Source organism: Pedobacter sp. AC379 (genome assembly GCF_979258145.1).
Map to the genome: position 1 here is coordinate 803,717 of NZ_OZ409839.1, position 26,496 is coordinate 830,212.

Consider the following 26,496-nt stretch of genomic DNA (forward strand, 5'->3'; position numbering starts at 1 on the left):
GATGTTAATGTGGTGTTAAGCCGAATTAGATTTAATATTATGAAATGGTTTAGTGATTGCCCTTTTTATAGGCTGATGTTAAAATAAAATGTTACTCATAAATTAATACTGCCCCTGAGTGTTAAATTAATGTTAACCTTACGCTTAAGCACACGCGGGACGCGTGCGCCAGCGCTTCGGTTGTATTTAACTTTCGCTAGCGCACGCGTCCCGCGTGTGCTACTTTAATAATTTAGCATACGCTGCCGCGTGTGCTATAAAAAAAATTAAAGTTCATTCAATTCTATCAATCCTTTACCTCCGCTATAGTCTATCGCGCTACTGTATTTCCAATGCCAGGCCTCGTTAACATAGCCAGCAACAACCGGATTTTCGTGCAGGTAATTGGCCTTTTGCTCAATAACTTCGGCACTCCATAATTCTATAGGTTGATTGTTATGTTGCCAAAATTGATATTCTGTAACGTTACTGCTTTTTGAGCCTGCCCGCTTAAACATCCACAGCAGCCATTCTTTTCTGCTTTCTTTACCATTCTCTTTAATGGCCTTCACAATTTGTTTGGAAGTATATTCTTTTATCCTACCGAGCAGCTTATCTGGATTATTGTTTTTTGCACTAAATATTAAATGCACATGACTTGTCATAATACACCAGCAGTGGAGTTCCAAACCAAGGTTTTTTGTACAATAAGTTAAGCAATCAACAAAAATGTCGCAGTATATGCGTCTAACAAAAATATCCAACCAATATACTGTGGCAAAACTTACAAAGTATAATCCCTCTTTATTATGGAATTTATATTTACGGCTCATTTCTATATTTTTTATTGCCAGTGCATGAGCAAAAGCATGTATAACTTTTATAAATTAATACGAATAAACCATTTTTAACCGTGGGAGGGTTGGTGGGGGTATGGTTTTTATAGAGATGATTATGATTTAAATATAGGAAAAAATATACTACTTAACGTTGGTACACGCGTTGTACATGTGCCTTAATTAAAATTGCTGGCACACGCATCGCGTGCGCCAGCAATTGAATAAATTATCTTGGTTTTACCAATAATGATTAAATTAATATTAATCACTTAATTTTACTTGTAAAGCAAATCTATTTGGTGTTGGGGGGGCACCGATGATAACCGATGGATATGGAAATACAGTTAGAAGAAAATATTCCTTTAAATGATGAAGATCTAAAGCATATAGCAAGTCAGGAAGAAGGAGTTAAAAAGGTTCTCCCAATGGTTTTAGGGGGAAGTATATTTTTATTGATGGCTTTTACTGCGCTACTGTTGAAAGAACACTTTGCAGATTTTAAGTACTACGATTATATTTTATTTGTAGGTGCGGGCTTTGCTATGTATGGTTTTTGCTATTGCTTTGCCTGGCTGGTAACGAGCTACGATAGTGCCAATTGGAAAAAGGATAAAGCCAGGGGTAAAAACAAATTAATTAGTGTAGTGATCAACCGTGATAAAACAGAACATGCAGAATACCTGACTTTTGCCGGACCAGCTAAAAAAGATAAAATAAGAATCAGGGTAAAACCCAAAGATTATTCCCGTTATTCGGTAGGTACAAAACTAACCGTTGTCTATTTAAAATTTAGTAAAGAGGCGCTTGAACTTACTGAGATTTGATTATAAGTATGAAACGTTCCTACGGAAAGGAAAAAACAACCATGTTTTTTCCACCTGGGATTCGTCCCTATGGGACGATATAAGACTGTAATATTCACAGATCGTCCCATCGGGACGAATCCTAGGTAGCCAATTTTATAATTGGTGATTTAGTCCAGATATGGACGTTTGATGATCAGCCGTAAAGCCAGCCAAATCGTTATTAAACAAAAAACGGCCGGTAAATTAATATCGGCCGTTCTAATTTTAAGCTTTAACAGTCAATTAACCGGTTTAAACAATTAACCAGTTAACCATTAAAATGCTATTTCTTTTCAGCGGTATATTTATCGCTGAATTTTTTATCCAATTGTTTGTGCAGGTTATCAAGATTTATATCTCTGCCCTGTATAAATGCTCGTTCCACTTTATTGGTACGCATATCTAAAGCATCGCCTGCCGAGATAAAGAAAGTGGCATCTTTACCGGTTTCAATACTGCCCGTAGTTTTATCAACTCCCATTGCTTTGGCAGCATTTAAAGTAATGGTAGATAATGCTTTTTCTTTATCCAAACCCCATGCAGTAACCGTACCTGCCATAAAAGGGAGGTTGCGTTGTTGCCAGTAACCATCAATACTCAATACCACGTTTAAGCCGGCATTGGCCAAAACAGCAGCGTTTTTATAAGGCATATTTACATCATCATCATTGTTGTTGGGCAAAGCATGAGGCTGTTTAACCACCAGGGTAATGTTGTTCTCTTTTAAGAAATCGATAATCAGGTAAGCTTCATCAGCACCCGTAATTACAGGCGTAATGCCGAACTTTTTGGCAAAATTAACAGCTGCAACAATATCTTTCTGACTATCGGCCGCGATAAACAGTTTTTCGTTGCCTGCAAATACTTTCTTCATCGCTTCGAAACGCGTGTTAATCACTTCTGGTTTGCCCATTTCCGAATAAGCTTTGGCCTCAGCAAAAAAGGAGGTTAACTGCGCAATGGCTGCCTGTGTTCTTTCCGCTAACGATTCTGGCGATTGCTGCGGCCGGCCGAAGCCTCCAAAACCACCTCTAAAACGAGGCGTAACAGGCCAGGTCATGTGCATGGCGTCATCCGTTTTAAGTGCTGCATCTTCCCAGTTCCAGGCATCGAGCTGCACAACTGATGAACTGCCCGAAACCGTACCGCCCTGTGGAGTTGGCTGTGCCATTAACACCCCATTGCTGCGCAACGTGGCCGGAACTTTCGAATCGGTATTATACGCTACAATCGAACGGATGTGCGAATTAAAATCGCCGATTTCCTGAAAATCCAATGTTGCTTTTACCGCTTCAATTTCTGTTAGGCCTAAATTTGTAGTAGCGGCAATAAAGCCCGGGTAAATGTGTTTGCCAGTAGCTACAATACGTAACACATCATCTTGTGGTACCTGGCCATTGGCCGTAACCGAAATAATTTTACCGTTACCAAAAAGGATGGTGCCATTTTCAATTATTGTTCCATTACCTACATGTACTGTGGCACCGGTAATGGCTATCGTTTTACTTTGTTTTTTGGCTGGCGAAATGTTTGCCTGCGCAAAACACATCAGGCTCGAAGCCGAAAAAGCCAGACTGAATAAATATGTTTTCATGTTAGTGTGCATGTTCTTTCTCGGTTAATTCTGCAGAATAGTTTTCTAAAGTTTCGCAATTGTATAATCGTGGTGCATCACCCATTGGGCGTTGTGTGCGGCCGCCTTTACTTTTGCTATCCAACATTTTTTGAATCAGGCGGGCTTTTTCTGCCTGTTGTGTTTTAATCACCAAGGCATCTTTATCAATGTCCCAATACGGAATACCATCAACAAATGTTTTTTCAGCGCGGGCATAAATAGAAAGTGGGTTGGCTGTCCATATTACCACATCGGCATCCTTACCAGCTTTTAAACTGCCCACTTTATCATCAATATGAAGCATTCTGGCCGGATTAAGCGTTACAAATTTAAGCGCATCTTCTTCAGGCACGTTACCATACAATACCGATTTTCCTGCTTCCTGGTTTAAGTGGCGTGCCATTTCGGCATCGTCTGAGTTAAAGGCTGTAGTAATACCCACGTTGTGCATAATTTTTCCATTGTAGGGAATGGCCTCGGCAACTTCGTTTTTATATGCCCACCAATCAGAAAAGGTAGAGCCTGCAATGCCATGTGCTTTCATTTTGTCGGCCACTTTATAACCTTCTAAAATGTGCGTAAAAGTGTTTATTTTAAATCCTAAGCTATCTGCAACATGTATTAACATGTTAATTTCGCTCTGTACATAAGAGTGGCAGGTAATGAAACGTTTATTGTTCAGGATTTCTACAATAGCATCTAGCTCTAAATCTTTACGTACACTATTGCCTTTAACCGAAATTGCTTTTGCATACTCTTTTGCGCGGGTAAACTCATCTACAAAAGTTTGCTCTACCCCCATCCGCGTAACCGGGAAACGTGCACCAGTACCAAAGTTGCTCTGTTTAACATTTTCGCCCAGGGCAAACTTGATGAAACCATCAGCACCAGCAAATTTTAAATCTTCGGGCGATTTACCCCAACGGAGTTTAATCAACTGCGACTGACCGCCAATTGGGTTAGCCGAGCCATGCAGGATATGCGAAGTGGTAACACCACCGGCCAGCTGGCGGTAAATGTTCACATCTTCAGAGTTGATAATATCGGCAACACGAACCTCGGCAGATACCGATTGCGCACCTTCATTAATGCCACCAGCACCGGCAATGTGCGAGTGTTCATCAATAATACCGGCAGTGACGTGTTTGCCCGTAGCATCAATTACTTTTGCACCACTTGCCGAAAGGTTTTTACCAACGGCTTTAATCTTTCCGTTTTCCAAAAGTACATCAGCATTTAAAAGAACACCATCTTTCTCATTCGTCCATACAGTACCATTTTTAATTAATACGGTTTCCTGTTTAGGTAATTCAGTACTCCCAAAGGCAGAAAAAGGATAAATAACAGGGCCTAATGCCAAGGTTGCTTTAGGCTCATCTTTTTTAGGAGTATCTTTTGCGGCCTCTTTGTAAGTAGCAGTAAATTTACCGCTGGTGCCATCAGCCAATGCCGATTCGCCTTTTATAGTTACCGGGTTTGCAGAGGTGATGTAACCGCTTAAGCGGATATCGCCTTTCGGACTTTTCTTTAAATTGAAATTGATGCTTACCCAATCTCCGTTTCTGGTAAAAGTGGCAGTGGTTTTTACGCTATCTGTACCCAATCTTTCAATTGCAGCGGTAGAACCGCCACCTGTTCCTGTTATCTTTAGCGTTAAAGCACCAACACCATCAACATTTAAGTTGTAAGTGCCGCGTACATCACTTACATCCATTTTGTTTACGATGAAGCGTTTGCCCTGAACCCAGTTTTCGAAAATAATGTTTCCGTTTTTAAATAAATTATCAGATGAGATTAAAAAGTTAGCCACTTTTCCTTTTTCAAGGGAACCTACTTTATCACTGATACCCAACAATGAAGCAGGTATTTCGGTAACCGATTGTAAGGCTTGCTTTTCGGTTAAGCCATTTTCTATCGCCGTGCGGATGTTCGTCCAAAAATCGCGGCTGTTCTCTAATCCAAAAGCAGTTAAAGCAAATTTAATTCCTGCTTTTTCTAAGCTTGCCGGGTTGGTAGGTGCAAGTTCCCAGCCCTTCATTTGCGATAAAGTCAGGTTTCTGGCTTCCGCAGGATCTTCAACATCATAAGCTTTAGGGAAAGTTAATGGAATAATTAAGCTTGCTCCGGTCGCTTTTACCTCGTTTATGCGCTGGTATTCATCACCGGTTGATTTAATGATGTATTTCTTGCCAAACTCTTTGCCAATTTTATCTGCACGGAGAATGTTCTGCCAGCCATCAACTTCAAAAATCTGCGGCATAGTTTGTTGTTTGCCAAATTCATCCAAAGAGATGTTATACTCATCTTTTTGTTTGCCATACCATTGCGCATCGTAATAAGTTTGGCGCAATAAGGCAATCGAACCCATGAGTGAGGTAGGGTAATCATTAGATGAAGTGCCTTTGTTAAACGAATAGTTCGCTGCGGTTTGGTCTTTCAAAATAACGCTGTTATCTGCACCTTCGTTTAAAGTTACTGCTGCAGACACTCCACGGGCAATGCCATCTCTACTGATTACATTAACACTTCCGAAACCTGCTTTACGCAATTCGTCGGCCTTTTTAGTATCGGTAGAAAAAATATTTTTAACATACGTTTCAGGTCTGATGGATTCGTTCCAGCCATACGCACCTTTTTTGGTCGAAACAAAAATAGATTGTCGCTGACCACCAAAGCCCCGTTGTTGTGCAGGTGCTTCGGCCAGGCCATAGCTTGTAAAAGCATCAATTAACGATGGGTAAACAAATTTCCCTTTTAAATCGATTACCACATAACCTTTTGGTACGGCCAAACCAGCGCCAACGCCCTGTATGGTTTGTCCTTTAATTAAAAGTGTGGCATTTGATAAGGTTTGGTTGGCATTTACTACAATAGTTGCGTTGGTAAAGGCAAACATTCCAGGTCTGGTATCAAAAGAGCCGTTAACAGGGAAGGTTGTTTGCTGTGCAAACAAAAATGTAGTAGAAAATACCAGCCCAATGGCAAGTAAAATTTTCTTCATAATAAGTTTAGTGTTTAATTTGTTTAAAACTAATATAAATTAGTGTTCATTCTACTGAATATCCTATATTTTACAATTAATGACTATTTTTGGCTAAACATATTTGATAAAAATGTACAACATCGTAAAATCTGCGCACTCCGGATGGCGCTACATCGTATTAATTTTATTGGTTATCGCTGTAATCAATGCTTTATCGGGCTGGTTAGGCAATAAAACATACACAGAAGGTAACCGCAAGCTGAATGTTTTTACATTGATTAGTGTACATATTCAGTTTTTGATTGGCCTGGTACTGTTTTTTTTAAGTCCGTTAACCAAATTACCTATGAGCAATGCTATTGGCCGGTACTTTAAGGCAGAACATACCTCAATGATGATTATTGCAATTATTTTAATCACGATTGGAAATGCAAAATCGAAAAAGGTAACAGAAGCAGTTGCAAAACACCGTACTATTGCTGTTTTCTTCGGCCTGGCCTTGATTTTAATTATTGTAGCTATTTTATTAATGGTTAAAGATGTTCCGGGAAGATCATTCTTTGGGGTTTCTTAACCGGTATTTCTACATGTAATATATAAAGTCCTGCTTCAAAAGAGCAGGATTTTTTTATTGCTTTATGCGATTTGTTATATCTGGCTTGTAGCGATCAAAGATTGCTTCCCTGGCTGAAAAGGCCATCTCGCAATAACGAAATGGGTAAGGAATCTTCATCTTGAATGGAGAGATCTGTTAAGTAGATTTCCCAACTGCGCTGCACTCCGATCAAAAAGATGATATTGGGCAAAAGAAACTTTTAATTCGGATGCAACACTTCCATCTTTTAATCGCTTACTAAACTTATTTTCATAAATATTTCCATTTTTCAAAATTCTTTATATTTTTGTGGCTCATGATCAACAATATACATACCTGGCTTTGGCAAAGTAATTCGAACGGATTGCGCTGGCTGCGTATGAACAAAATATAGTTTATCAACCTAAACCTTATTAAAGAACCATTAAAGCCCGGCGTAGAACCACACGCCGGGCTTTTTATTGTTAAAAAATACGAAATGCAAACCTTAAGCCCTATAGCTTACACCATTTACCTTTATCATGTATAAAATAAATACGACTTACAAAAAAATGCTTGCCGATACCACAACGCCAGTGAGCATTTATTTACGCTTACGTGATGTGTACCCCAACAGCATCCTGTTAGAAAGTTCCGATTACCACAGCAGAGAAAACTCAATGAGCTTTGTTTGTGCAGATCCTGTTGCGGGCATCATTTTAAAGGGCTCAAGATTGGAATCTTATTTCCCTGATGGCACGGTAGAAATTACAGAAAGCAAAAACCTTATTGATGAAATAGCCGATTTTAAAGATAAATTCAGAGAAACTGAATTGCCTGAAATCAAGTTTATTTCTAGCGGTTTATTTGGTTACTTTACCTGGAATGCTGTGCAGCATTTTGAGGATATTAAGTTTACTTCTGAAACACCCGAGGGTGAAGATATTCCGGAAATGCAATACCATTTGTACCGCTACATTATTGCCATCGATCATTTCAAAAATGAAATTACGCTTTTCAAAAATACTTTTGAAGGAGAGGAGGAAGGCGGATTGGAGAAAATGGAATACCTGATTCAGAATAAAAATTATCCTGAATATAAGTTTCAATTGCGCGGTGCAGAAAGCTCTAATCTTACCGATCAGGGTTTTATGGATTTGGTAGAGAAACTTCAAAAGCACATTTACCGCGGGGATGTTTTTCAGATTGTACCTTCGAGGGCATTTAAACAAGCTTTCTCTGGCGATGAATTTAATGTTTACCGTTGCCTGCGTTCTATAAATCCATCACCATATCTGTTTTATTTTGATTACGGGAACTTCAAATTATTTGGTTCTTCACCAGAAGCACAAATCACCATTAAAAACAATACCGCAAATATTTTCCCCATCGCAGGTACTTTTAAACGCAGCGGAAACGACATTGAAGATGCCGAACAAGCCCGTAAACTAGAGCAGGATCCTAAAGAAAGTGCAGAACATGTAATGCTTGTTGATTTGGCAAGGAACGACCTGAGCCGACACTGTAACCGTGTTGAAGTAAAATCATTTAAAGAAGTACAATACTACTCCCACCTGATTCACCTGGTTAGCAAAGTAAGCGGGCATTTGCAGGAAGATGTAAGTGCTTTTAAAGTAGTTGCAGATACTTACCCAGCGGGTACTTTAAGTGGTGCGCCAAAATACAAAGCCATGCAGCTGATTGATGAAAACGAAAAACTCGGCAGAAATTTTTATGCAGGAGCAATTGGTTTTATGGGTTTTAATGAAGATTTTAACCATGCCATTATGATTAGAACATTTATGAGCAAGAACAATGAATTGCATTATCGGGCCGGTGCAGGCATTGTGGCCGATTCTGTTCCGGAAACCGAAATGCAGGAAGTAAATAATAAAATTGCAGCCCTGCGTAAAGCACTGCAAATGGCAGAGGGTATATAGTTGGGAGTTTTTAGTTTGGAGTAAAATCCGTTAACAGGAAATAAAATGGAAAATATAGATAAAAAAACCGTCTTAGTAATCGATAACTATGATAGTTTTACCTACAACCTCGTACATTTAATTAATGAGGTAGGTTATGAAGCTGAAGTTTGGAGAAACGATAAATTCGACTTGGCAGATGTAGATAAATATGATAAAATTTTGCTTTCACCAGGCCCGGGAATACCTGAAGAGGCCGGTTTATTGCTGGATGTGATCAAGACTTATGCACCTACAAAAAGTATTTTTGGCGTATGTTTAGGTCAGCAGGCCATTGCCGAGGTTTTTGGCGGAACTTTATTAAATTTAGGCAGACCAATGCATGGAATTGCCACTCCGGTAACCGTTGTGGATGGAGATGAGCCATTGTTTTGGGAATGCCCGCAAACAATAAATGTTGGCCGTTACCACAGTTGGGTGGTAAGTAAGGACAACTTTCCTTCGTGTTTAAAAATTACGGCAAGAGATCATAAAAGTGAGATTATGGCTTTAAGGCACGAAACATTGGATGTGCGTGGTGTACAGTTTCACCCCGAAAGCGTACTTACCGAGTATGGTAAACAGATGATGCAAAATTGGTTAATGACCCCCTAGCCCCCTGAAGGGGAATGAAAACCCAAGTAACTTAAAGTTTAAAATTGATTATAACAGAAATATGAATGATGGAAAGTCAAAGTCCCCTTCAGGGGATTTAGGGGTGAACATATTAGATAAAATCGTATTACGTAAAAAGGAAGAAGTTGCAGCCGCAAAGGCTTTAATCTCTGTTCAGGATTTAGAAAAATCGGTGCATTTTAACAGAACACCCTATTCCTTTAAATCGTTTTTATTGGCAGAAGAGCGCACTGGCATTATTGCTGAGTTTAAGCGCCGTTCGCCATCAAAGGGTTTAATTAATGGCATTGCCGATGTTGCTGAAGTAACCCAGGCGTATAATGCCGCAGGGGCATCAGCACTTTCTGTATTAACCGATGTAGATTTCTTTGGCGGTAAAACAGATGATATATTAGCTGCAAGAGCTGCAAACGATATTCCGATTTTAAGGAAAGATTTTATGATCGACGAATACCAGATCCTCGAGGCAAAAGCCTGGGGTGCAGATATTATTCTGTTGATTGCTTCAATCTTAACACCTCAACAAGTGAACGATTTTGGGAAATTTGCAAAAGATTTAGGTTTAAATGTGCTTTTAGAAGTGCATAATCTGGAAGAATTGGAGCGAAGCATCTGCCCTAATCTAGATGCCATAGGCGTAAACAACCGAAACCTGGGAAATTTTACTGTAAATATTCAAACCTCGTTTGATTTAGTCAATAAAATTCCGAACGGTTTTTTAAAGATTTCGGAAAGTGCGATTAGTAATCCACAAACAATTAAAGAATTAAAAACAGCAGGCTTTAACGGATTCCTGATCGGTGAGAATTTTATGAAAACCGATAATCCGGGTGCTGCAATTAAGGAATTTGTAGGGCAGATATAGACTGTATAAACCTCGCAGGTTTTTAAAACCTGCGAGGTTTATATTTCACTTTACCTTTAAACTAAGGACCTCAATCTTCTGTTAAATAAACCTGATAAAGCGGAAAACCCACAGCGAGGTACGAGTGAGGATTTGAAGCGATAACAGGACTTTCGTAGCCGAAGCACGCTGAACCCTGTTTTTCAAAAAAAATATTTAACCACCTAAGTCGCCTGAAAAACATTTAACTGGTTTGATTTGGTCGTATTGCCATAGAAGCGTTGACAATCATTTTTCTCTAAAGGGAATTAAAAACTTTTATTGCACGCGTATGGTTTCTTAATGGATTTACAAGTTTGCAAATTTCGTATCTTTGTTGCAATTACATGGGAAAACAAAAATTTTATGATACTGCCATTGTGCAGGAACGGGCAATTTTGGTTGGTGTGGTTACACCCGGCGAAAAAGATGCCCAAACAAAAGAATATTTAGATGAGCTGGCCTTTTTGGTTGATACAGCTGGTGGGAAGGTAGAAAAGGTTTTTACACAAAAAATGCTTAAGCCAGAGCGTGCCACATTTGTGGGTACAGGAAAACTGGAAGAAATAAAGGCTTATGTAAAATCGGAAGAAATTGATGTAGTTGTATTTGATGATGAACTGTCACCTTCGCAACTGCGCAACATCGACCGCGAACTTGGTGTTAAGGTGTTAGACAGGAGCAATCTAATACTGGATATTTTTGCCAACAGGGCGCAAACGGCACAGGCAAAAACACAGGTTGAGCTGGCGCAATTACAATATGTACTGCCACGCTTAACAGGTATGTGGACTCACTTAGAACGCCAAAAAGGAGGTATCGGGATGCGTGGACCGGGTGAAACGCAGATTGAAAGTGACAGGCGGATTATTTTAAACAAAATCTCTTTGTTAAAAGAGCGTTTAAGAAATATCGATCGTCAAAACGAAACACAACGTAAAAACCGTGGTCAGTTAATTCGCGTAGCTTTGGTTGGTTATACCAACGTGGGTAAATCTACCATCATGAATATGCTGTCGAAATCGGAAGTATTTGCAGAGAATAAACTATTTGCAACTTTAGATACAACAGTGCGGAAAGTGGTGATCGAGAATTTGCCTTTTTTGCTTTCAGATACCGTTGGATTTATCCGCAAACTGCCTCACCATTTGGTAGAGTGTTTTAAATCTACTTTAGATGAAGTACGTGAAGCAGATTTACTGATCCATGTGGTTGATGTTTCGCACCCAAACTTCGAAGATCAAATTAATACGGTTAACGAAACATTGAAAGATATTGGCGCGATTGATAAAGACATGATTTTAGTTTTTAATAAAATTGATGCTTATGTTTCGCCAGAACTTGATGATGAAGCAGATGATGGTAAATTAACGCTTGAAGACTTTAAGAAAAGTTGGATGAGCCACGATAAAGTGCCTGTGTTGTTTATATCGGCTACAGAAAAAGAAAACTTAGAAGAGTTTAAAACACTATTGTATGATAAGGTTAAAGCCGCACACGTGGCAAGATACCCGTATGATAGTAATTTGTTATATTAGATTAAATTCCGTCATTGGATGTAGAAATAAAACCCGCAGTATTAAAAACTGCGTGGTCTCATCACAGTGCCGACAGATAAATACACTATGGAAAGTAAACGTCAGCAGAAATTTGCAGGAGTATTACAAGAGGAGTTGGCACAGGTTTTTCAACGCGAAGGTGCTGCGTTTTTGCCAAATACACTGGTAACCATTACCCGGGTTCGGGTTTCGCCAGATTTGGCAGTAGCCAAAGTTTACCTAAGCTTTTTTAATACCAATAATACTACGCTATCTATCAATACGGTTAACGCACATGCAGGCGAAATCAGGTATAAGCTAGGAAGCAGAATCCGCCACCAGGTTAGGGTTGTGCCAGAGCTTACTTTCTTTGTAGATGATACAAATGAATATGTAGAGCGTATGGATCATCTTTTTGATAAAATTGCAAAAGAGCCAAGGCAAAAAGACGAAGACAGCGAATAAATCTTTGTGAGGAAGCTAAGGGAACCCATTAATTTCTTCACACATTTTATACCGGCGTTAATTGCAATTCCGGCAGGTTACCTATTGCTGCAAAAGTGCCATACCCCAATTGCATATACTGCTGCATGGATTTATAGTATTGGTACCTTTATCCTTTTTGGTGTAAGTGCAATGTACCATGGCTATCCGGTTACCGATTATGGTGTGCGTTTCTGGCAGAAATTCGATCATTGCTGCATTTATCTTATGATTGCAGGGTCGTATACCCCAACCGCATTGCTTGTATTTGATGGTTGGCTAAGTTGGAGTCTGTTCGCCATAGTATGGATTATTGCCAGTGTTGGTTGCCTGCTTAAAATCTTTAACCGGTTAAAAAGTAACGCCATTTCCTTGTCGATATACATTTTAATGGGCTGTTTAATTGTGCCTTTGCTACAAAAATTGTTAGTTGCTTTACCTGTTGGGGCAATTTTCTGGTTATTATTCGGTGGTATTTTTTACATCGCCGGAACTTATTACTATGCAAAAGATAAACCGTTGTCCAGGTGGATCCACAGTCACGAACTTTGGCACCTGTTTGTAATTGGTGGGGCCTTATCTCACTATATTTATAATTTCGTTTACATTTTTAAATAATCAGCATGCAAACTTTCGAGCAACTTATCCAATCAAATGCTTCTTTGATCCAAAAAGTTGTAGATTTTGATGTAAATCAGGATCAGCTTTTAAGTTTAGATTTTACAGCAGCAAATACTGAGCTAACGGATGAAATTTTAGACAATACCGATCTGTTTTCTGCCTGGGTAAACGAAAAACTTGCCGGCAATAATGCACGTTATGGAATTGGCGGTTACAATGAACACCGCACCATTTATTCGCGAAGTGCTCATTTTGACACTGGCGAAGAACCCAGAAGATTACATTTGGGCGTAGATATCTGGGGACCGGTTGCCACCCCAATCTATAATTTTTATGATGCTACTGTTCAAAGCTTTGCCAATAACAACAACTTCGGCGATTATGGTGCAACAATAATTCTTGCGTATGAAATAGATGGATTTAAGTTTAATGCTTTATACGGGCATTTAAGTTTGGATTCATTAAAGGGTATAGAAGAAGGTAAATTTATTGCCGCAGGAGCGAGATTTGCATCATTGGGTGCAAAAGAAGAAAACGGTTATTGGCCGCCACACCTTCATTTCCAATTAATCGAAAATATGGAAGGGTTAAAAGGCGATTACCCTGGAGTTTGCAAGTTTAGCGAAAGGGAAAGGTACTTGGCCAATTGCCCTGATCCGAATTTTATTCTGAAGGCTACGTTTTCCAAGCATTACCACTGAGAACATGAAGAGGTTTTATTTAGCCAGAGAAACATAGATTAAAACGGAATAATTTATGTGATTTCCGTGGCAAAAAACTTCCCTTCCCTTTGCGAAAAACTTTGCGTGCTCTGCGGTTAAAACCGTAAATTAGTATAATGAAAAAGCTATTCACCATCTGTCTACTTTTATGCTGCTCATTTGCCATGGCACAAGTCCAGTTTAAATCAGGGAAAAGTGGCTTTACGAATTTCTTAAGAGAAAATACCATCTATCCTCAGTTTTCTAAAGATAACTGCATCCAGGGAACGGTAAATGTGAGCTTTAAACTCGACGGTGAGGGAAAGGTTTATTTCTCGAAAGTAAGTAAAGGAATCTTGTCCGATCTGGATGAAGAAGCATTACGTCTGGTTCGGATGAGCAGCGGAAAATGGCAGGTTCCGGTGGGTTACGATACCACGGTATCGATCGTTGTTCCTGTTAACTTTGTGCTGTCTGGCTACAATTGCGAAGGGAAATCAAGCGAAGCCATGCAAGAATCCATCCGCAGTTATCAGGCCGAAGAGGCTTTAACAAATTCAGTAATCAACTTTTATAAAAACATCGATCAGGCAAAGCCTGGGCAGGAAGCTCAGATTATTGCCATAAAAAATCAACTCGGTATAGATGATGAATATTTAGGCGACCGGATAAAGATGGGTTTGAAAAAGATAAAACAAGGCGATAAACAGGGAGCCTGCGAAGATTTTACTTTCGTTAAGTATATGGGGAGTAAACTGGCCGACGATTATCTGGCAAAATATTGTAAGTAAATGAAAAACGCCACCAGATTTTTTGCTTTATTGGATATTATCAGCATCATATTGCTGGCAAAGCAGTTTTGGCAGATTTTATCTCACCTGAACGAAATTCCAGATCAGGTACTCTCACAAGCTAAAGTAGTTTTACTGTTGCCCTTGTTCGTATCGTTGTTTATTTCGGCAATAGGATTAATTTTACTTAAAAAATTTGGTTTTATAACCTACTACATTCAATTTCCATTCCGTTTAGTGGTATGGGTTTTTTCTATCGGTTTCATTACTTATCTGCCAGAAGTATTACATCTGGGCGATCGCTGGTTCGATATCCTATTCCGGGTTTGTTTTATTGCTGAGTTTTTCAGATTGTACTTTACAATTAGAATTCATCGTGCATTACCCGATAGCTTCAGGGGCTGATTCGTTTGACAACACAACAGTAATGGCAGCTGGAATAATTTTAGCTTCCACCGTATTTACCTGGCCAATATATTCACCATCAACCTGGAAGTGCGCTTTGTGTTTTGAAGAAATTTTTACCGCTGCAGTTTGAAATACTTCAATCTTTTTAGGGTTAAATGGCAGTTTGGTTATCCATATTTTTAATATCTCCATGTAAGAGTAATCTTTTACCAAAACCACCTCAAAAAGCTCATCATCCAGTTTTCCATCCGGGTTTATTTTTAAGCCAGTACCATACATGGTCGCATTGGCAATGGCCACCATCGCAGCTTTAGAGGTTATGGTTTCATCTTTAAGTTTTAGTTGTACCTCCATCCGGCGGTGATTCCACAATGCGTGCCAGGTAGCTTTTGCATAGCCCCACATTCCGCGTTCGGGTAGTGCATCAAATTTTTTAACCAGGTAGGCATTGAAACCAAGATCGGATAAATGGATACAAATTTCCTCATTAAGTTTAACTACATGAATTTTTTGGAGTCGGCCGCCATCCAAAAAGGCCAAAGCCTGTTCAATATCTGTTGGTATGCCCAGTTCTTTTGCCATGCCATTAGCCGAACCTGCTGGTATAATCCCAATAGGTGTTTCGGTATTTAATAAACACTCTGCAACCAGTTTTAATGTGCCATCGCCACCCACGGCCACAACCCGATCTGCTTTAGAACTGTTAATTTTTTCCTTAATCTTATCAATGGAACAATCTTTAGGCAATTCAAATAAATCTACTTCGGTATTTTTTGCCTCGAAATGTGCAGAAATTACTTCTTTTAAGTTTATATCGTGACTGCCAGAGCCCGGATTGATTATAAATAGTAATTTCATGTAGTTAACTTATGTTTACATCACAAACAACTTTTAATTAACTCTGTTTTAATAACAATGAATAAATCTGTTAGTGTAAAAGTATATCATGGTTATGGCCATACCCACAATCTTGTTGTTTATGGGCACGTTTTTAAGCATAAAGCGAAAACAAAGCAGATTTATAGCAATAATATACTGGTTAACATCATTTATCTCTTAAAGCTTTTTATTTTAAAACCTTATGCTTTTGCTGATGTCCGTTTACGGTTTTTTAACCAGATCATTTCCAATACAGCCGAAGCAGATGGCTTTTTTAAATTCGAATGGGAAGCTGAAAACGACATCCCCGCGGGCTGGCATGATGTGATGGTAGAAGCAATTGATCAGGATGGAAGTGTGTTAGGTAATGGAGAAGGAAAAATTTATGTGCCACACATTACGCAATATGCTTTCATTTCTGATGTGGATGATACGGTAATGATTTCGCATTCTGCCACTATTGGACGACGGTTGAGAGAGCTTTTTATCAAAAATCCACACACCCGGAAAACTTTTCCTGCTGCTGCAAGCCATTACCAGCAACTTGCACTTTCGCATACCGATTCCAATCAGCCCAACCCGTTCTTTTATGTAAGTAGCAGCGAGTGGAATCTTTACGATTATTTGGTAGAAACATTTAAATTTAATAAACTACCTGATGGTGCTTTTCTTTTAAATACTTTAAAGCGGTGGAAAGATTTAATTAAAACAGGCAAAACAGGGCATGAAGGTAAATTATTGAGGGTAATGCGGATCCTGGATGCTTTTCCGAACCAGAAGTTTGTATTTTTTGGTGATAATTCGCAGCATGACCCTCAAATTTATGCTTCCATAGTAGAGAAATATCCAAAAAATATCGAAGCAGTTTACATCCGTAATATTCGCCCTGAAAAAGAAGCAGAAGCGTTAGAACTGCTTAGAAAGATAGAAGGTAAAAATGTTAGGGCTTGTTTGTTTAATAATAGTGAAGAGGCGATTGAACATTCTAAATCAATAGGATTGATCCAATAGTTACCTCAAATTATGAAATCGATTTCCCGAAAGGTGTAAAAGCCAGATTCATTAGCTTAAAATGCTGACGACCGAATGGAATACCTACAATGGTAATGCAAAGTAGGATGCCAAAAAACAAATGGGTTAACGCAATCCAGAAACCACCACATAAAATCCAAATCAGGTTCATGATGGTAGAAAGGCAACCTGTATTTGATGATGTATCGGTTATTTTAACCCCAAAAGGAGCAAGCCCCACAAAGGCAAATTTAAAACATTGTATGCCAAATGGAATACCTACAATCGTTAAGCAAAGGATTAAGCCTCCAATAATGTATTCGAAGAAAATAAAGATGCCACCAAAAATAATCCAGATGATATTGCCTAAAAAGTTCATTGTGTTTTTTAGGTTAAGATTTAATTCTGAAGTATTTGTTACAATTCATTTCAACAACATCATGTATTCTTTGTAATTTAGAATTACACACAAAAGAAACACAACATGAAAAAATTAATTCTTGCAGCGGCGTTCGTCGCTTGCTTTGGGCTGTCGCGTGGCATTGCCCAAAATGTAAATGGCGTAAAATTGACGGATATCCTCGTGGATTTTGTTCAGATCCGTGCAACAAAAAGTTTTCTGGCAGATAAACAATGGATTGCGCTGGAGTATGGGCAAAAGGTTGGCGATTATAGCGAGCAGTACATTAGGGATGATAATGATAAAAAACTAGGATTTAATTCAGCAATTGATGCAGTGAATAAGATGAAGGCCTATGGCTATGAGTTGTTTAGTGTTTATACAGAGCAAGTTTCTTCAGATTCTAACCGGCCGGTTTATGTACTAAAAAAGAAGTAAATAACAAAGAAGTCAAGTTTTATAGCACTTTGGCCATTCAAACTTGACTTCTTTTGCTAAGGTTATATAAAATCAAGTGTATTAAATTTCTTGTTTAAAATATCCGCATTATTTACATCCAGCCATTTATCTAGAATGGTACCATATACCTGTCTAAAATCCAACTGATATTTTAAATCGCCCGTATCTAAATCGCCCAGATTAGGCGCAGCGTTAAAAATGCCTTGTTTTTTTAATTTTCCGCCGAAAACAAACATATTATTTGCAGTTCCATGGTCGGTGCCGTTGCTGGCGTTTTGTTCAACTCTCCGGCCAAATTCAGAGAAAGTGATTACCAATGTATCGTCGAGTTTGTTGTTCGATTTTAAGTCTTTCAAAAAAGCAGCCATGCCTTCGCTATACTGTTTAAGCAAATTGCCTTGTTGCCCGATCTGATTTACATGCGTATCGAAACCGCTTAACGAAACATAATATACCCTGGTTTTTAATCCCGAAGATATAAACTTGGAAACCGTTTTTAACTGGTTCGCAAAACCCGAAGTTGGGTAGGTTGATTTCGATTGATAAATTTTCGATGTATTCTGTATATAATTTGCAGAAGATGAAGTTTCGATCATGGTTTTATACAAATAACCCAGGTTATCTTCATCTAAATGCTCTTTATCGTTTTGCAGCATCGATTTAAAAAAGGGGTCGTTGGTATTGCGGAATAAGGCTGCGGGATCTTTTAAAGCGATGCCTTTTTTGGTTTGCCCTTTCATCGCTAAAGAAAGTGAATCATCTACTTCAATTGCAGTATAAGGGAATTTACAGGTTTGGCAGTTGCTGTCTAAATAGCGGCCAATCCATCCGGTAGATAAAAACTGGTTGCTATCACTACCGGTTTGCCAGATATCCATTGAGCGGAAGTGCGAACGGTCAGGATTTGGGTAACCTACATCATTAATAATCGTCATCCAACCTTGGTCATGTATCTCTTGCAGGGCAGCCATATTTGGGTTTAAGCCTTGCATATCGTTAAGTTTAATTACCTCTTCAGGCTTAATGGCTATGCTTTTTCGTTTTTGGTAATAAATATCATTTCCGAATGGGATTACGGTGTTTAAACCATCATTTCCGCCCGAAAGCTGTACCACAACCAGGTTTTTGTATAAACTCAACTCATCCAACGCCATGGCCTCAAGCGGTTTCATAAAAGCGGGAACGAATAATGAGCCTGCTGCAACAAACCCTGTATTTCTTAAAAAATTTCTTCTGTTCATCTTGTTAGTGTTTTACTAATTGCCTGTATTTAGTGGCTCATTTTCAACGTTTTAGTTGGCTAACCTGTTATTAGCCATAAGCCATTAAACTATCAACCCCGGTTTAATCTTCGGTATTTTGTCACTTGGCTATCAACTATGAGTCATCAAACCATTAACCTAAATAAGCACCTAGCACAATTGATATTCGGGCATACTTGTAATTTCTACTGCTGTACTTCTCAACCCTTTATTATCACTTACCATGGTTGTTATTTTAGTGTTTAATTTCGGTTGCAATAAAAATTGGGTCAATTCTAATGGCGTTAATCCCTTAGGTAAAGTATCTAAAAATTTGGTCCAGTTTGCATTGGCATTTACATATGATTTTGGTTTCGTATTGGCGTTTGCATTGGTTGTTGCTGTTCGGCTTAAGGCAATTACAGCTTCATCTTCAGGGTCGGCTTTACCACTAAAGTCGATTTCCCCATCATTTAAAACCAGTGAAGGAATGCGCATTCTCAACATTAACGAAGAGCTGTCAATCCAGTTTTGTCCGCCTGGCCAGCCCGCTACATTTGGCGGGTTAAACAGGTATTGGCCCAAACTGCTTTGCAATTGTATTAAAACCTGAGGTTTGTTATAGGTAACATAGAATTCTCTGCTTAAACCTACCAGAAATTCTGCCGGCGATTTAATTTTGGTGCCCACGTTCTCATCACTATAAAACCAATCTGATGTAAACATTTTCCTCATTAATGAGGCAATGTCGTATTTTGAGTTGTAAAAATGTGTGGCAAGTTCTTTTACGTGCGCTTCGTTTGGATTATCGTTTACAAAGAATTTATATACTTTCCGGGCGATAAATTGTGAAGTTTCAGGCTTTTCGAGGATAATATCAATAATATTTTCCCCTTCAAAATTCCCGATTTTATCAAAAAAAGTTTTTGTTCCTGTATCATGTTGATTTTGCCTGAAAACAAACGATCCGTCTTTATCATACATCCAGCCGGTAAAAGAACGGGCAGATTCTTTAATATCCTGCTCGGTATAATTTCCCCTGCCTAGGGTGAAAAGCTCCATAAGCTCCCGGGCGAAATTTTCATTTGGCTTCCCTTTTTTGTTTTGCTGGTTATTAAGGTATTGCAGCATTGCCGGCGACTTCGAAACCTCAACAAGCAAGGTTTTAAAACTGCCAAGTGCATTTTCGCGTTGTATATTGTTTAACTGTTGTGCAAAAAAGGGATTATTGCTGCGGCAGGCAAAATGTCCGTGCCAAAAAAGAGTCATCTTCTCCCTCAATGGCGCATCGGTATTAATCATTTTATTTACAAAAGCGATGTTTAAATCGCGGCTTACTTCGTTTTGCTCGCGAATAATCTGCTGTCGCATTTTTTTCTCCTCATCGTTGAGGTCTTTTTTGGCATATAAACCTGCCTGCACCAAGAGTTGCCGCTTAGATTCAAAATCATTAACCAAGTTGATGGGATCTTTTTTTTCTGAATCTTTGAGGAGGTTATCTACCACTTTCTCAAGATTCTTTCTGCTTAGCTTTTCCAAATCGGTGTAAGAAATACCAAAGCCCGCCCGGTTGTAAAGATGTTTTACTTTGAAGAAATTATCTTTTGCGCTCATAATGGCTTGTTTTACAGTATGACTTATTTAAAACGCAAGGGTTTAATCTTTGTTTTCTTTCTTTATTTTTGTCCATGTTTTTTCAATTGTTAGACGATAACCCAGGCTTCCCTGATCCGGCTTTGGCAGAGGAGGATGGTTTATTGGCTATTGGTGGTGATTTAAGTACAGAAAGGCTTTTAGTTGCGTATTCAAACGGTATATTTCCATGGTTTAGTGAGGGAGAACCGATTCTGTGGTATTCGCCGCACGAGCGTTGCGTAATATATCCTGATAGGATAAAAATCAGCAAGAGTATGAGGAAAGTTTTAAAAGATAAAATTTTTAATATCACCTTTAATAAGGCTTTTGCAGATGTGATTCTAAACTGCGCAAATACTGAAAGGAAAGGGCAGGATGGCACCTGGATAACCAATGAAATGCAGGATGCCTATATTAATCTCCATCAACAAGGTTATGCACACAGTGTAGAGGTTTGGCTTGATGACCAATTGGTAGGCGGCTTATACGGAATTAAAGTAAAACGCGTTTTTTGTGGCGAAAGCATGTTTAGCCATGTAAGCAATGCTTCTAAAGCTGCACTGGTTTTTTTGAGTAAAATGAATATCGATTTAATCGACTGCCAAATGCCAAACGATCATTTAATGAGTTTAGGCGCAGAGATGATCAGCAGGGAATTGTATATGGAGGTGCTTCAAACGTCTTGATGCATAAGCGTTTAAAATGATTTTGTATTGCGGATAAGTGTTTATCAAACCGCCTGTTTTTAATCTGATACCTTAATGCTAATCTTTGTTCCCTACATCAATTAAGCCTTGCTCACGCATTGCGTTTTCTATTCTTTTATCGGGAATAAACCAGATGCAGGCCACTGTAAAATAAAGTGCTACGCCAATCCATGGATTGATAAAGCTGAAGGCTATGCCGGCAATATAAAAAATCAATGAATATTTACCTTTAGCGTCGTTACCGATGGCATGTACAACAAGTGAATGCTGCCCTTCTGTTTTTTTGATAACAATAACCAGTAGGGTGTAAGAAACAGCTGCAAGAAAAAGCACTGCACCATAAACAATAACAGGCCAAAGCGCAAAATGATGTTCGCCCATCCAGCCAGCAGCAACTGGAAATAGTGATAACCAAAACAAGAAATTAAGATTGGCCCAAAGCATTGATCCGTTGGTTTTTTTTACTGTATGCATTAAATGGTGGTGGTTGTTCCAATAAATACCTACATAAATAAAACTGAGAATATAACTGATAAACTTCGGAATAAGCGGCTTTAAACTTGCCAAGGTATCGCCATGTTCAGGAACCTTAATTTCTAAAACCATAATGGTGATGATAATTGCAATTACCCCATCACGAAATGCTTCTAACCTGCCTTTGTTCATAATTTGCCGCTAATTTGATGGTACAATTATCAGTCAAATTATTTTATAAAACAAAACCTGCAAGTTTTTGGCTTGCAGGTTCCTTATTGTTGTTTTGTTGAAATTATAATTCTCTTACCCAAATGTTCCTAAAACTAATTGCCGGACTAGGGTCTCCATGATCTTGTAATTTAATCGAAGCCGGGCCATGTTTTTTGTATTCAGGAGCGCCGATATACCTGGTTTCGCCTTTTAATACATAACCGTTTTGTAAAAGTACACCGTTTAAAAATAGGGTGACGCTTGCTGGTTTTTGTACTGTTCCGTCTTCATTAAAACGTGGAGCATTCCAGATGATATCATAATATTGCCATTCGCCTGGTTTTTTGTTTGCATTTGCCAGTGGGATAGCTTGTTTGTAAACGCTTCCGGTTTGGCCGTTAACATAGGTTTTGTTGTTATAAGCATCCATAATCTGGATTTCATAACCATCATCACCACCGCCGGTTGAAGCTAAGAAAACACCGCTGTTTCCACGTGCCTGACCTTCTCCAGATATATTTTCAGGAATTTTCCATTCCATGTGCAATTGATAATCGGTAAACTTTTTATTGGTTTCGATATTTCCTGTACCTTTTTTTACGGTAAAAAATCCGTCATCAATTGTCCAGGCTGCTGGTTTCGATGGATCTTTAACCGAATGCCATGCGTCAAGGTTTCTGCCATTAAAAAGTATTGTAGCATCAGACGGTGCATCCTGAGGCAACTTACCTGGGGTAACTATCTTAGGTACAGGTTCCCAAACCTCGGTTGTTTTTGGGTCTTTGGCAGGATCTGGTTTTTTATCTTGTGCCATAACTTGCCCTGCAAATAAAACAGGAATAAATAATAGTGTGTACTTGTTCATAATTGTGGTTTAACTTTTTAAAGTTAACCAGTTTATTAAGAAATGGAAATTTCGTATTTAAAATTTTACCCCAAATCGTCAACAACGTAGGTTTCACTTACAATTACCTCATCAGGGGCTATTTCTTCTTGTCTTTGCTCTGCCAAATCGCGCATAGGGCAATAACCCGTTATGCCTCGATATAGTAAGCCTGCTCCAATTGCGGCACCTGTTAAACCAATAACCGGGTGTGAAAATATGCCAGTGATTCCTTTAAAAAGAAGGTATGTACCAGCTGCGCCAGATAGCCAACGCTCGGATTTTGATACGTTTTGAAACAACTCTGGATACTTCCAGGCTTCTTTAACGTTATTTACTGCTGTATTAAAATCTTGATTTGTCATAATGGTAGTATTTATGTTCTACTGTATAACAAGTAAATAAGGAATGAGTTTTGAAAAGAAATTTAAAATAATGTTGCCACGGAAGGGGGGGGATATGCTTTGATACCACTTTTGGATTTGATTTCTAATATTACAGTTTGAAGTTTGCTATGTGTGGTTTAAAATAGCTTTTCAACTCAACTCCAAATGGACCGTGGCAAAAAAATTAATTTAATATATCCCTAATATCATCCTTACTCAGCGATTTAAAGAAACTCTCTTCTGTGGTGATTAAAGAACTTGCCAACGATTTTTTGCGGTTTTGCAGCGCAAGAATTTTCTCTTCAACAGTATCTTTAGCAATAAATTTATAGATAAAAACCTTTTTATCCTGACCGATACGGTGCGTTCTGTCAATGGCCTGCTGTTCTACCGCAGGGTTCCACCATGGATCGAGAATGAAAACATAATCAGCCTGCGTTAAGTTTAAACCTACACCACCTGCTTTTATGGAGATCAGGAAAACCTTTAATTCGGTATTTTGCTGAAATTCGGAAACAATTTCTCCACGGTTACGGGTTGAGCCATCTAAATAGGCAAAAGGAATATTTTCTGCTTCAAAATGCTTTTTAAAAATATCAAGATGTTTTACAAACTGCGAAAATACCAGCACCTTATGTCCGCCTTTAAGCACATTATCTAACGTATGAATCACGTTTTCAAACTTTCCTGAATCTGATATATATTCTCCATCGATCATTACCGGGTGATTGGCCAATTGGCGTAAGGCGGTTAATCCCTGTAAAAGCTGAACTTGTTTTTGTGCAAAAGTTCCATCATCCATGCTTTGCAGCAGATCATTCCGGTAGGCTGATTTGGTTTTTTCGTAATATGCTGCCTGATCTTCACTCATGTCGCAATAAATAACCTGCTCGGTTTTAGGAGGCAACTCTGCGGCCACTTGTTCTTTCGTTCTGCGGAGCACAAAAGGTTTAATGATCGATTGTAGTTTACGCGCTTTTTCTTCGTCTTTTTTCTTCTCTATCGCCTGTACATATTCTTCGTAAAAGAATGCTTGCGTACCCAACAAACCAGGATTTAAAAATGTTAACTGCGACCATAAATCGCTTACCGAATTTTCTACAGGTGTACCACTTAAAATTAGTTTATGCCTCGATTTTAAACTTCTAACCGCTTTAAATGATTTCGATGCAGGGTTTTTAATGTTCTGACTTTCATCGAGAATAATGTAGTTGAAATAAAAGTTTTTTAGTTCATCTACATCAACCCTGGTTACACCGTAGGTGGTAATAATGATATCATAATTGGCAAAATTGGCCACATCCTTATTTCGATTTGTGCCTGTATGCGCCAGTATTTTAAGTTTTGGGGTAAATTTTTTCGCTTCTGTTAGCCAGTTATATATTAAAGAAGTTGGCATTACGATTAATGATGTGGTTTGAATACCCAATAACTGGTCGTCTTCTTTAACTTTTTGAAGCATGGCCAGTGTTTGGATGGTTTTACCCAAACCCATATCATCAGCTAAACAGCCGCCAAAATTATATTCGCGTAAAAAGCTGAACCAGTTATAGCCGGCCTTTTGGTAATCGCGTAAACTGCCTTTGAAGTGAACAGGCATCTGTGTATCGGCAATATCTTCAAAATCAGATAAGCGTTGAAGCTTGCGTTCGAGCGTAACATTTGCCAAACTGTCTTCGGCCAGATCGTTGATCAGGCCAATATGGTGTTTCTTTAATTTTAATGTTTTTCCTGCTTCTGCCAAACTGAACAAGCTGCCATATTGGGTAAACCATTTATCAGGAATAATGGCTACTTCGCCATCAGGCAATAAAAATTCGCGTTTTTTATGAAGGATGTGTTGTTTTAACGATAGAAAAGGAATTTGGTATTTCCCAAACCAAACTACGGCATTAATGTCAAACCAATCGTTACCTTCTTTAACTTCAAGGTCGATTTTACTTGCCCCGAGTACAAATTTTTTCTGTCCGGTTGCCTGTTCAATTTCAAAGCCTGATGCCTGTAAAATTTCGATATGCTCGTTTACCCAGTTAATGGCTCCATAACTGGGATTTTCATCCGGGGCAGCCACCTCAAGGTTACTGAAAAGTGCACTTGTTTTTTTTAAACCAAGTGACAGCAGTAAGTTAAATTGTTTTTTCTCCCATTCTGCTGAGCGTTTTACCCGGTGGAAAATATAGTTATCGGCTGTTTTTTCTAAACGTACGGTTACTTTGTGTGCATTTTCTACAGGGAAAGTATATTCGCCATATTTAAAGTACAGTTGGATTTGAGAAAGACCACCATCAACATATAAAACATTAATTACAGGAACGGCCTCAAATTGTTCTGTTCTAATTTCGAATCCCTCTGCGTAAACATGGTGTTTCTCAATTAACGGGGCAACAAATTTTTCGAAATAAGTGGCTTCGGTGGCTTTTGGTATGGCAATGAAACGTTTATTTAAAAACGGCTGCAGTTTTTTGCCTTCAATATCCTGATCAAAAAAGTACAAAACATCATTTAGTAGCAACCATGCGGGTTTGTTGCTGATGATCTGCGCTTCTTTAAACATAAATTCGATGCGCAGGTTTTGATATTTAATGGTGGGAAAGTACCTTGTTTCGGTTTCGTTTCTCCTGAAATGAAAAAGAATCGAAGCAGGTTCGGCCGCAAGTTCAATTTTGCGTTCTACCGGCCAGCCATCTTTATCCATTACATAAAGCTCATTTTTAACCTTTAATATTTCTAAAGCCTCGGCAAGTTTTTTTTCAATTTTTGGGCGGACGCTCTCATAAAACTTATCGTCGAAAATTTTGGTAAAGAACTCTGTCGGTCTGATCAGCTTTTTATAATATTTTTTAATCAGCGAATCCTGCTCAATATCGTCTAAAATTTTAATCAGCTTATAATCAATTTCACTTAAACAGGCATTAAATTCTTCTGCTGTATGGGTAAAAATTCTCTGGTAAGTAAAAGAAAAATCTCCTTGTGGGTTAAGCTGAACTACGTGTGGTTCAATTAAGTAGCCCAAATACTCATGCTTGCACAAAGAGTACACCACTTTACAGGCTTTAGAACTATCGACACGTAACATTGATTGGTTTAAAATTTTTGCAAGCTAAGCGCTTAAAAAACTTTAAACTTACAATATTTTGAAGTCACATCAAAAGAAACAGCTGTTTTTGAGATAAAAAAGCAGCATTTTTTTTGTCTAATTTTAAAAATACCCAATCAGAAAATGCTTTAAACAACCTTAATGATTTGCGTTGCTCAATTTACACATCAATTTGATGTTGCCAGCTTGTTTTGGTTACCTGTGAAAAGGAATTGCACACATAAATATTAAATACTTTATAATTGGCTACAACTTAT

Annotated in this window: 25 protein-coding genes; 14 read left to right on the plus strand and 11 right to left on the minus strand. The window is 38.5% G+C overall.

Annotation, left to right across the window (positions count from 1 at the left end):
• Nucleotides 1–266 precede the first annotated feature (266 nt).
• Entirely contained in the window at nt 267–812 is a 546-nt protein-coding gene (locus ACZZZW_RS03515; protein ID WP_055909126.1) for a transposase, read from the minus strand.
• A gap of 338 nt (nt 813–1,150) precedes the next feature.
• On the opposite strand from ACZZZW_RS03515, the gene ACZZZW_RS03520 reads away from it, so the two are divergent.
• Nucleotides 1,151–1,642 carry a hypothetical protein gene (locus tag ACZZZW_RS03520; protein WP_463492278.1) on the plus strand — a complete coding sequence of 164 codons (492 nt, stop codon included), beginning with the start codon at nt 1,151–1,153 and terminating at the stop codon, nt 1,640–1,642.
• A gap of 304 nt (nt 1,643–1,946) precedes the next feature.
• Here the strand turns inward: ACZZZW_RS03520 and ACZZZW_RS03525 are convergent, their stop codons facing one another.
• Both ACZZZW_RS03525 and ACZZZW_RS03530 read right to left on the minus strand, forming a co-directional pair.
• On the minus strand, nt 1,947–3,257 hold the full coding sequence (locus tag ACZZZW_RS03525; RefSeq protein WP_463492279.1) for an amidohydrolase family protein: 1,311 nt from the start codon (nt 3,255–3,257) through the stop codon (nt 1,947–1,949).
• Nucleotide 3,258: 1 nt separating this feature from the next.
• Nucleotides 3,259–6,279 (minus strand): amidohydrolase family protein, encoded by a 3,021-nt coding sequence (locus ACZZZW_RS03530; RefSeq protein WP_463492280.1) that lies wholly within the window; start codon nt 6,277–6,279, stop codon nt 3,259–3,261.
• A 112-nt stretch (nt 6,280–6,391) separates the two neighbouring features.
• Here ACZZZW_RS03530 and ACZZZW_RS03535 point away from each other — a divergent pair, with 112 nt between their 5' ends.
• The 10 genes from ACZZZW_RS03535 to ACZZZW_RS03580 all read left to right on the plus strand — a co-directional run bounded on the left by ACZZZW_RS03535 (nt 6,392) and on the right by ACZZZW_RS03580 (nt 14,851).
• The gene (locus ACZZZW_RS03535; RefSeq protein WP_055909114.1) at nt 6,392–6,835 is read left to right on the plus strand and encodes a hypothetical protein; all 444 of its coding nucleotides are present in this window, start codon (nt 6,392–6,394) and stop codon (nt 6,833–6,835) included.
• 542 nt (nt 6,836–7,377) lie between these two features.
• A complete protein-coding gene (locus ACZZZW_RS03540; RefSeq protein ID WP_200912301.1) occupies nt 7,378–8,775 on the plus strand; it encodes an anthranilate synthase component I family protein in 1,398 nt (465 codons plus the stop codon).
• Between the two features lie 45 nt (nt 8,776–8,820).
• Nucleotides 8,821–9,408 (plus strand): anthranilate synthase component II, encoded by a 588-nt coding sequence (locus ACZZZW_RS03545; protein WP_055909108.1) that lies wholly within the window; start codon nt 8,821–8,823, stop codon nt 9,406–9,408.
• A 103-nt stretch (nt 9,409–9,511) separates the two neighbouring features.
• Complete coding sequence (trpC, locus tag ACZZZW_RS03550) at nt 9,512–10,294, plus strand: indole-3-glycerol phosphate synthase TrpC (RefSeq protein WP_463497706.1); 783 nt, start codon at nt 9,512–9,514, stop codon at nt 10,292–10,294.
• 365 nt (nt 10,295–10,659) lie between these two features.
• Entirely contained in the window at nt 10,660–11,850 is a 1,191-nt protein-coding gene (gene hflX, locus ACZZZW_RS03555; protein WP_055909106.1) for a GTPase HflX, read from the plus strand.
• Between the two features lie 87 nt (nt 11,851–11,937).
• Nucleotides 11,938–12,315 carry a 30S ribosome-binding factor RbfA gene (gene rbfA / locus ACZZZW_RS03560; RefSeq protein WP_025143353.1) on the plus strand — a complete coding sequence of 126 codons (378 nt, stop codon included), beginning with the start codon at nt 11,938–11,940 and terminating at the stop codon, nt 12,313–12,315.
• Between the two features lie 6 nt (nt 12,316–12,321).
• Nucleotides 12,322–12,951, plus strand: a complete 630-nt coding sequence (trhA, locus tag ACZZZW_RS03565) for a PAQR family membrane homeostasis protein TrhA (protein ID WP_463492281.1) — start codon at nt 12,322–12,324, stop codon at nt 12,949–12,951.
• Nucleotides 12,952–12,956: 5 nt separating this feature from the next.
• Complete coding sequence (locus ACZZZW_RS03570) at nt 12,957–13,655, plus strand: peptidoglycan DD-metalloendopeptidase family protein (RefSeq protein ID WP_055909100.1); 699 nt, start codon at nt 12,957–12,959, stop codon at nt 13,653–13,655.
• Between the two features lie 137 nt (nt 13,656–13,792).
• Nucleotides 13,793–14,446 (plus strand): TonB family protein, encoded by a 654-nt coding sequence (locus ACZZZW_RS03575; RefSeq protein WP_463492282.1) that lies wholly within the window; start codon nt 13,793–13,795, stop codon nt 14,444–14,446.
• Nucleotides 14,447–14,851 carry a hypothetical protein gene (locus ACZZZW_RS03580; RefSeq protein WP_463492283.1) on the plus strand — a complete coding sequence of 135 codons (405 nt, stop codon included), beginning with the start codon at nt 14,447–14,449 and terminating at the stop codon, nt 14,849–14,851. It begins immediately after the preceding gene.
• Here the strand turns inward: ACZZZW_RS03580 and ACZZZW_RS03585 are convergent.
• Nucleotides 14,828–15,712 (minus strand): diacylglycerol/lipid kinase family protein, encoded by an 885-nt coding sequence (locus tag ACZZZW_RS03585; RefSeq protein WP_463492284.1) that lies wholly within the window; start codon nt 15,710–15,712, stop codon nt 14,828–14,830. The two genes, ACZZZW_RS03580 and ACZZZW_RS03585, sit on opposite strands and share 24 nt — an antisense overlap.
• A 57-nt stretch (nt 15,713–15,769) precedes the next feature.
• On the opposite strand from ACZZZW_RS03585, the gene ACZZZW_RS03590 reads away from it, so the two are divergent.
• Nucleotides 15,770–16,744 carry an App1 family protein gene (locus tag ACZZZW_RS03590; protein WP_055909087.1) on the plus strand — a complete coding sequence of 325 codons (975 nt, stop codon included), beginning with the start codon at nt 15,770–15,772 and terminating at the stop codon, nt 16,742–16,744.
• A 10-nt stretch (nt 16,745–16,754) separates the two neighbouring features.
• On the opposite strand, the gene ACZZZW_RS03595 is transcribed toward ACZZZW_RS03590, so the two are convergent.
• On the minus strand, nt 16,755–17,123 hold the full coding sequence (locus tag ACZZZW_RS03595; protein ID WP_055909084.1) for a YccF domain-containing protein: 369 nt from the start codon (nt 17,121–17,123) through the stop codon (nt 16,755–16,757).
• 105 nt (nt 17,124–17,228) lie between these two features.
• On the opposite strand from ACZZZW_RS03595, the gene ACZZZW_RS03600 reads away from it, so the two are divergent.
• Nucleotides 17,229–17,582 (plus strand): hypothetical protein, encoded by a 354-nt coding sequence (locus ACZZZW_RS03600; protein ID WP_463492285.1) that lies wholly within the window; start codon nt 17,229–17,231, stop codon nt 17,580–17,582.
• Nucleotides 17,583–17,644: 62 nt separating this feature from the next.
• Here ACZZZW_RS03600 and ACZZZW_RS03605 read toward each other — a convergent pair whose 3' ends face one another.
• Together ACZZZW_RS03605 and ACZZZW_RS03610 are read right to left on the minus strand one after the other, a co-directional pair.
• Complete coding sequence (locus tag ACZZZW_RS03605; RefSeq protein ID WP_055909078.1) at nt 17,645–18,844, minus strand: DUF1501 domain-containing protein; 1,200 nt, start codon at nt 18,842–18,844, stop codon at nt 17,645–17,647.
• Between the two features lie 171 nt (nt 18,845–19,015).
• The gene (locus ACZZZW_RS03610) at nt 19,016–20,458 is read right to left on the minus strand and encodes a DUF1800 domain-containing protein (RefSeq protein ID WP_463492286.1); all 1,443 of its coding nucleotides are present in this window, start codon (nt 20,456–20,458) and stop codon (nt 19,016–19,018) included.
• 74 nt (nt 20,459–20,532) lie between these two features.
• Between ACZZZW_RS03610 and aat the strand changes: the two genes are divergently transcribed.
• Entirely contained in the window at nt 20,533–21,165 is a 633-nt protein-coding gene (aat, locus tag ACZZZW_RS03615) for a leucyl/phenylalanyl-tRNA--protein transferase (protein ID WP_463492287.1), read from the plus strand.
• A gap of 78 nt (nt 21,166–21,243) precedes the next feature.
• Here aat and ACZZZW_RS03620 read toward each other — a convergent pair whose 3' ends face one another.
• The 4 genes from ACZZZW_RS03620 to ACZZZW_RS03635 form a co-directional block, all read right to left on the minus strand.
• Nucleotides 21,244–21,852, minus strand: coding sequence for a TMEM175 family protein (locus tag ACZZZW_RS03620; protein ID WP_463492288.1), 609 nt, complete (start codon nt 21,850–21,852; stop codon nt 21,244–21,246).
• A gap of 103 nt (nt 21,853–21,955) precedes the next feature.
• Nucleotides 21,956–22,738, minus strand: coding sequence for a 3-keto-disaccharide hydrolase (locus ACZZZW_RS03625; RefSeq protein ID WP_463492289.1), 783 nt, complete (start codon nt 22,736–22,738; stop codon nt 21,956–21,958).
• Between the two features lie 65 nt (nt 22,739–22,803).
• Nucleotides 22,804–23,121 carry a YgaP family membrane protein gene (locus tag ACZZZW_RS03630; protein WP_055909064.1) on the minus strand — a complete coding sequence of 106 codons (318 nt, stop codon included), beginning with the start codon at nt 23,119–23,121 and terminating at the stop codon, nt 22,804–22,806.
• Between the two features lie 205 nt (nt 23,122–23,326).
• Nucleotides 23,327–26,218, minus strand: a complete 2,892-nt coding sequence (locus tag ACZZZW_RS03635; RefSeq protein WP_463492290.1) for a DEAD/DEAH box helicase — start codon at nt 26,216–26,218, stop codon at nt 23,327–23,329.
• Between the last annotated feature and the right edge of the window lie 278 nt (nt 26,219–26,496).

Bases quoted from the DNA above. Each gene is read 5' to 3' on its own strand.
- ACZZZW_RS03570 (WP_055909100.1), top strand. From the start codon at position 12,957: ATGCAAACTTTCGAGCAACTTATCCAATCAAATGCTTCTTTGATCCAA.
- ACZZZW_RS03540 (WP_200912301.1), top strand. From the start codon at position 7,378: ATGTATAAAATAAATACGACTTACAAAAAAATGCTTGCCGATACCACA.
- hflX (WP_055909106.1), top strand. From the start codon at position 10,660: ATGGGAAAACAAAAATTTTATGATACTGCCATTGTGCAGGAACGGGCA.
- ACZZZW_RS03625 (WP_463492289.1), bottom strand. From the start codon at position 22,738: ATGAACAAGTACACACTATTATTTATTCCTGTTTTATTTGCAGGGCAA.
- ACZZZW_RS03610 (WP_463492286.1), bottom strand. From the start codon at position 20,458: ATGAGCGCAAAAGATAATTTCTTCAAAGTAAAACATCTTTACAACCGG.
- ACZZZW_RS03515 (WP_055909126.1), bottom strand. From the start codon at position 812: ATGAGCCGTAAATATAAATTCCATAATAAAGAGGGATTATACTTTGTA.
- rbfA (WP_025143353.1), top strand. From the start codon at position 11,938: ATGGAAAGTAAACGTCAGCAGAAATTTGCAGGAGTATTACAAGAGGAG.
- ACZZZW_RS03580 (WP_463492283.1), top strand. From the start codon at position 14,447: ATGAAAAACGCCACCAGATTTTTTGCTTTATTGGATATTATCAGCATC.
- ACZZZW_RS03590 (WP_055909087.1), top strand. From the start codon at position 15,770: ATGAATAAATCTGTTAGTGTAAAAGTATATCATGGTTATGGCCATACC.
- ACZZZW_RS03585 (WP_463492284.1), bottom strand. From the start codon at position 15,712: ATGAAATTACTATTTATAATCAATCCGGGCTCTGGCAGTCACGATATA.
- ACZZZW_RS03545 (WP_055909108.1), top strand. From the start codon at position 8,821: ATGGAAAATATAGATAAAAAAACCGTCTTAGTAATCGATAACTATGAT.
- aat (WP_463492287.1), top strand. From the start codon at position 20,533: ATGTTTTTTCAATTGTTAGACGATAACCCAGGCTTCCCTGATCCGGCT.
- ACZZZW_RS03575 (WP_463492282.1), top strand. From the start codon at position 13,793: ATGAAAAAGCTATTCACCATCTGTCTACTTTTATGCTGCTCATTTGCC.
- ACZZZW_RS03635 (WP_463492290.1), bottom strand. From the start codon at position 26,218: ATGTTACGTGTCGATAGTTCTAAAGCCTGTAAAGTGGTGTACTCTTTG.
- ACZZZW_RS03620 (WP_463492288.1), bottom strand. From the start codon at position 21,852: ATGAACAAAGGCAGGTTAGAAGCATTTCGTGATGGGGTAATTGCAATT.
- ACZZZW_RS03520 (WP_463492278.1), top strand. From the start codon at position 1,151: ATGGAAATACAGTTAGAAGAAAATATTCCTTTAAATGATGAAGATCTA.
- ACZZZW_RS03600 (WP_463492285.1), top strand. From the start codon at position 17,229: ATGAAAAAATTAATTCTTGCAGCGGCGTTCGTCGCTTGCTTTGGGCTG.
- ACZZZW_RS03595 (WP_055909084.1), bottom strand. From the start codon at position 17,123: ATGAACTTTTTAGGCAATATCATCTGGATTATTTTTGGTGGCATCTTT.
- ACZZZW_RS03530 (WP_463492280.1), bottom strand. From the start codon at position 6,279: ATGAAGAAAATTTTACTTGCCATTGGGCTGGTATTTTCTACTACATTT.
- ACZZZW_RS03605 (WP_055909078.1), bottom strand. From the start codon at position 18,844: ATGAACAGAAGAAATTTTTTAAGAAATACAGGGTTTGTTGCAGCAGGC.
- ACZZZW_RS03525 (WP_463492279.1), bottom strand. From the start codon at position 3,257: ATGAAAACATATTTATTCAGTCTGGCTTTTTCGGCTTCGAGCCTGATG.
- ACZZZW_RS03630 (WP_055909064.1), bottom strand. From the start codon at position 23,121: ATGACAAATCAAGATTTTAATACAGCAGTAAATAACGTTAAAGAAGCC.
- ACZZZW_RS03535 (WP_055909114.1), top strand. From the start codon at position 6,392: ATGTACAACATCGTAAAATCTGCGCACTCCGGATGGCGCTACATCGTA.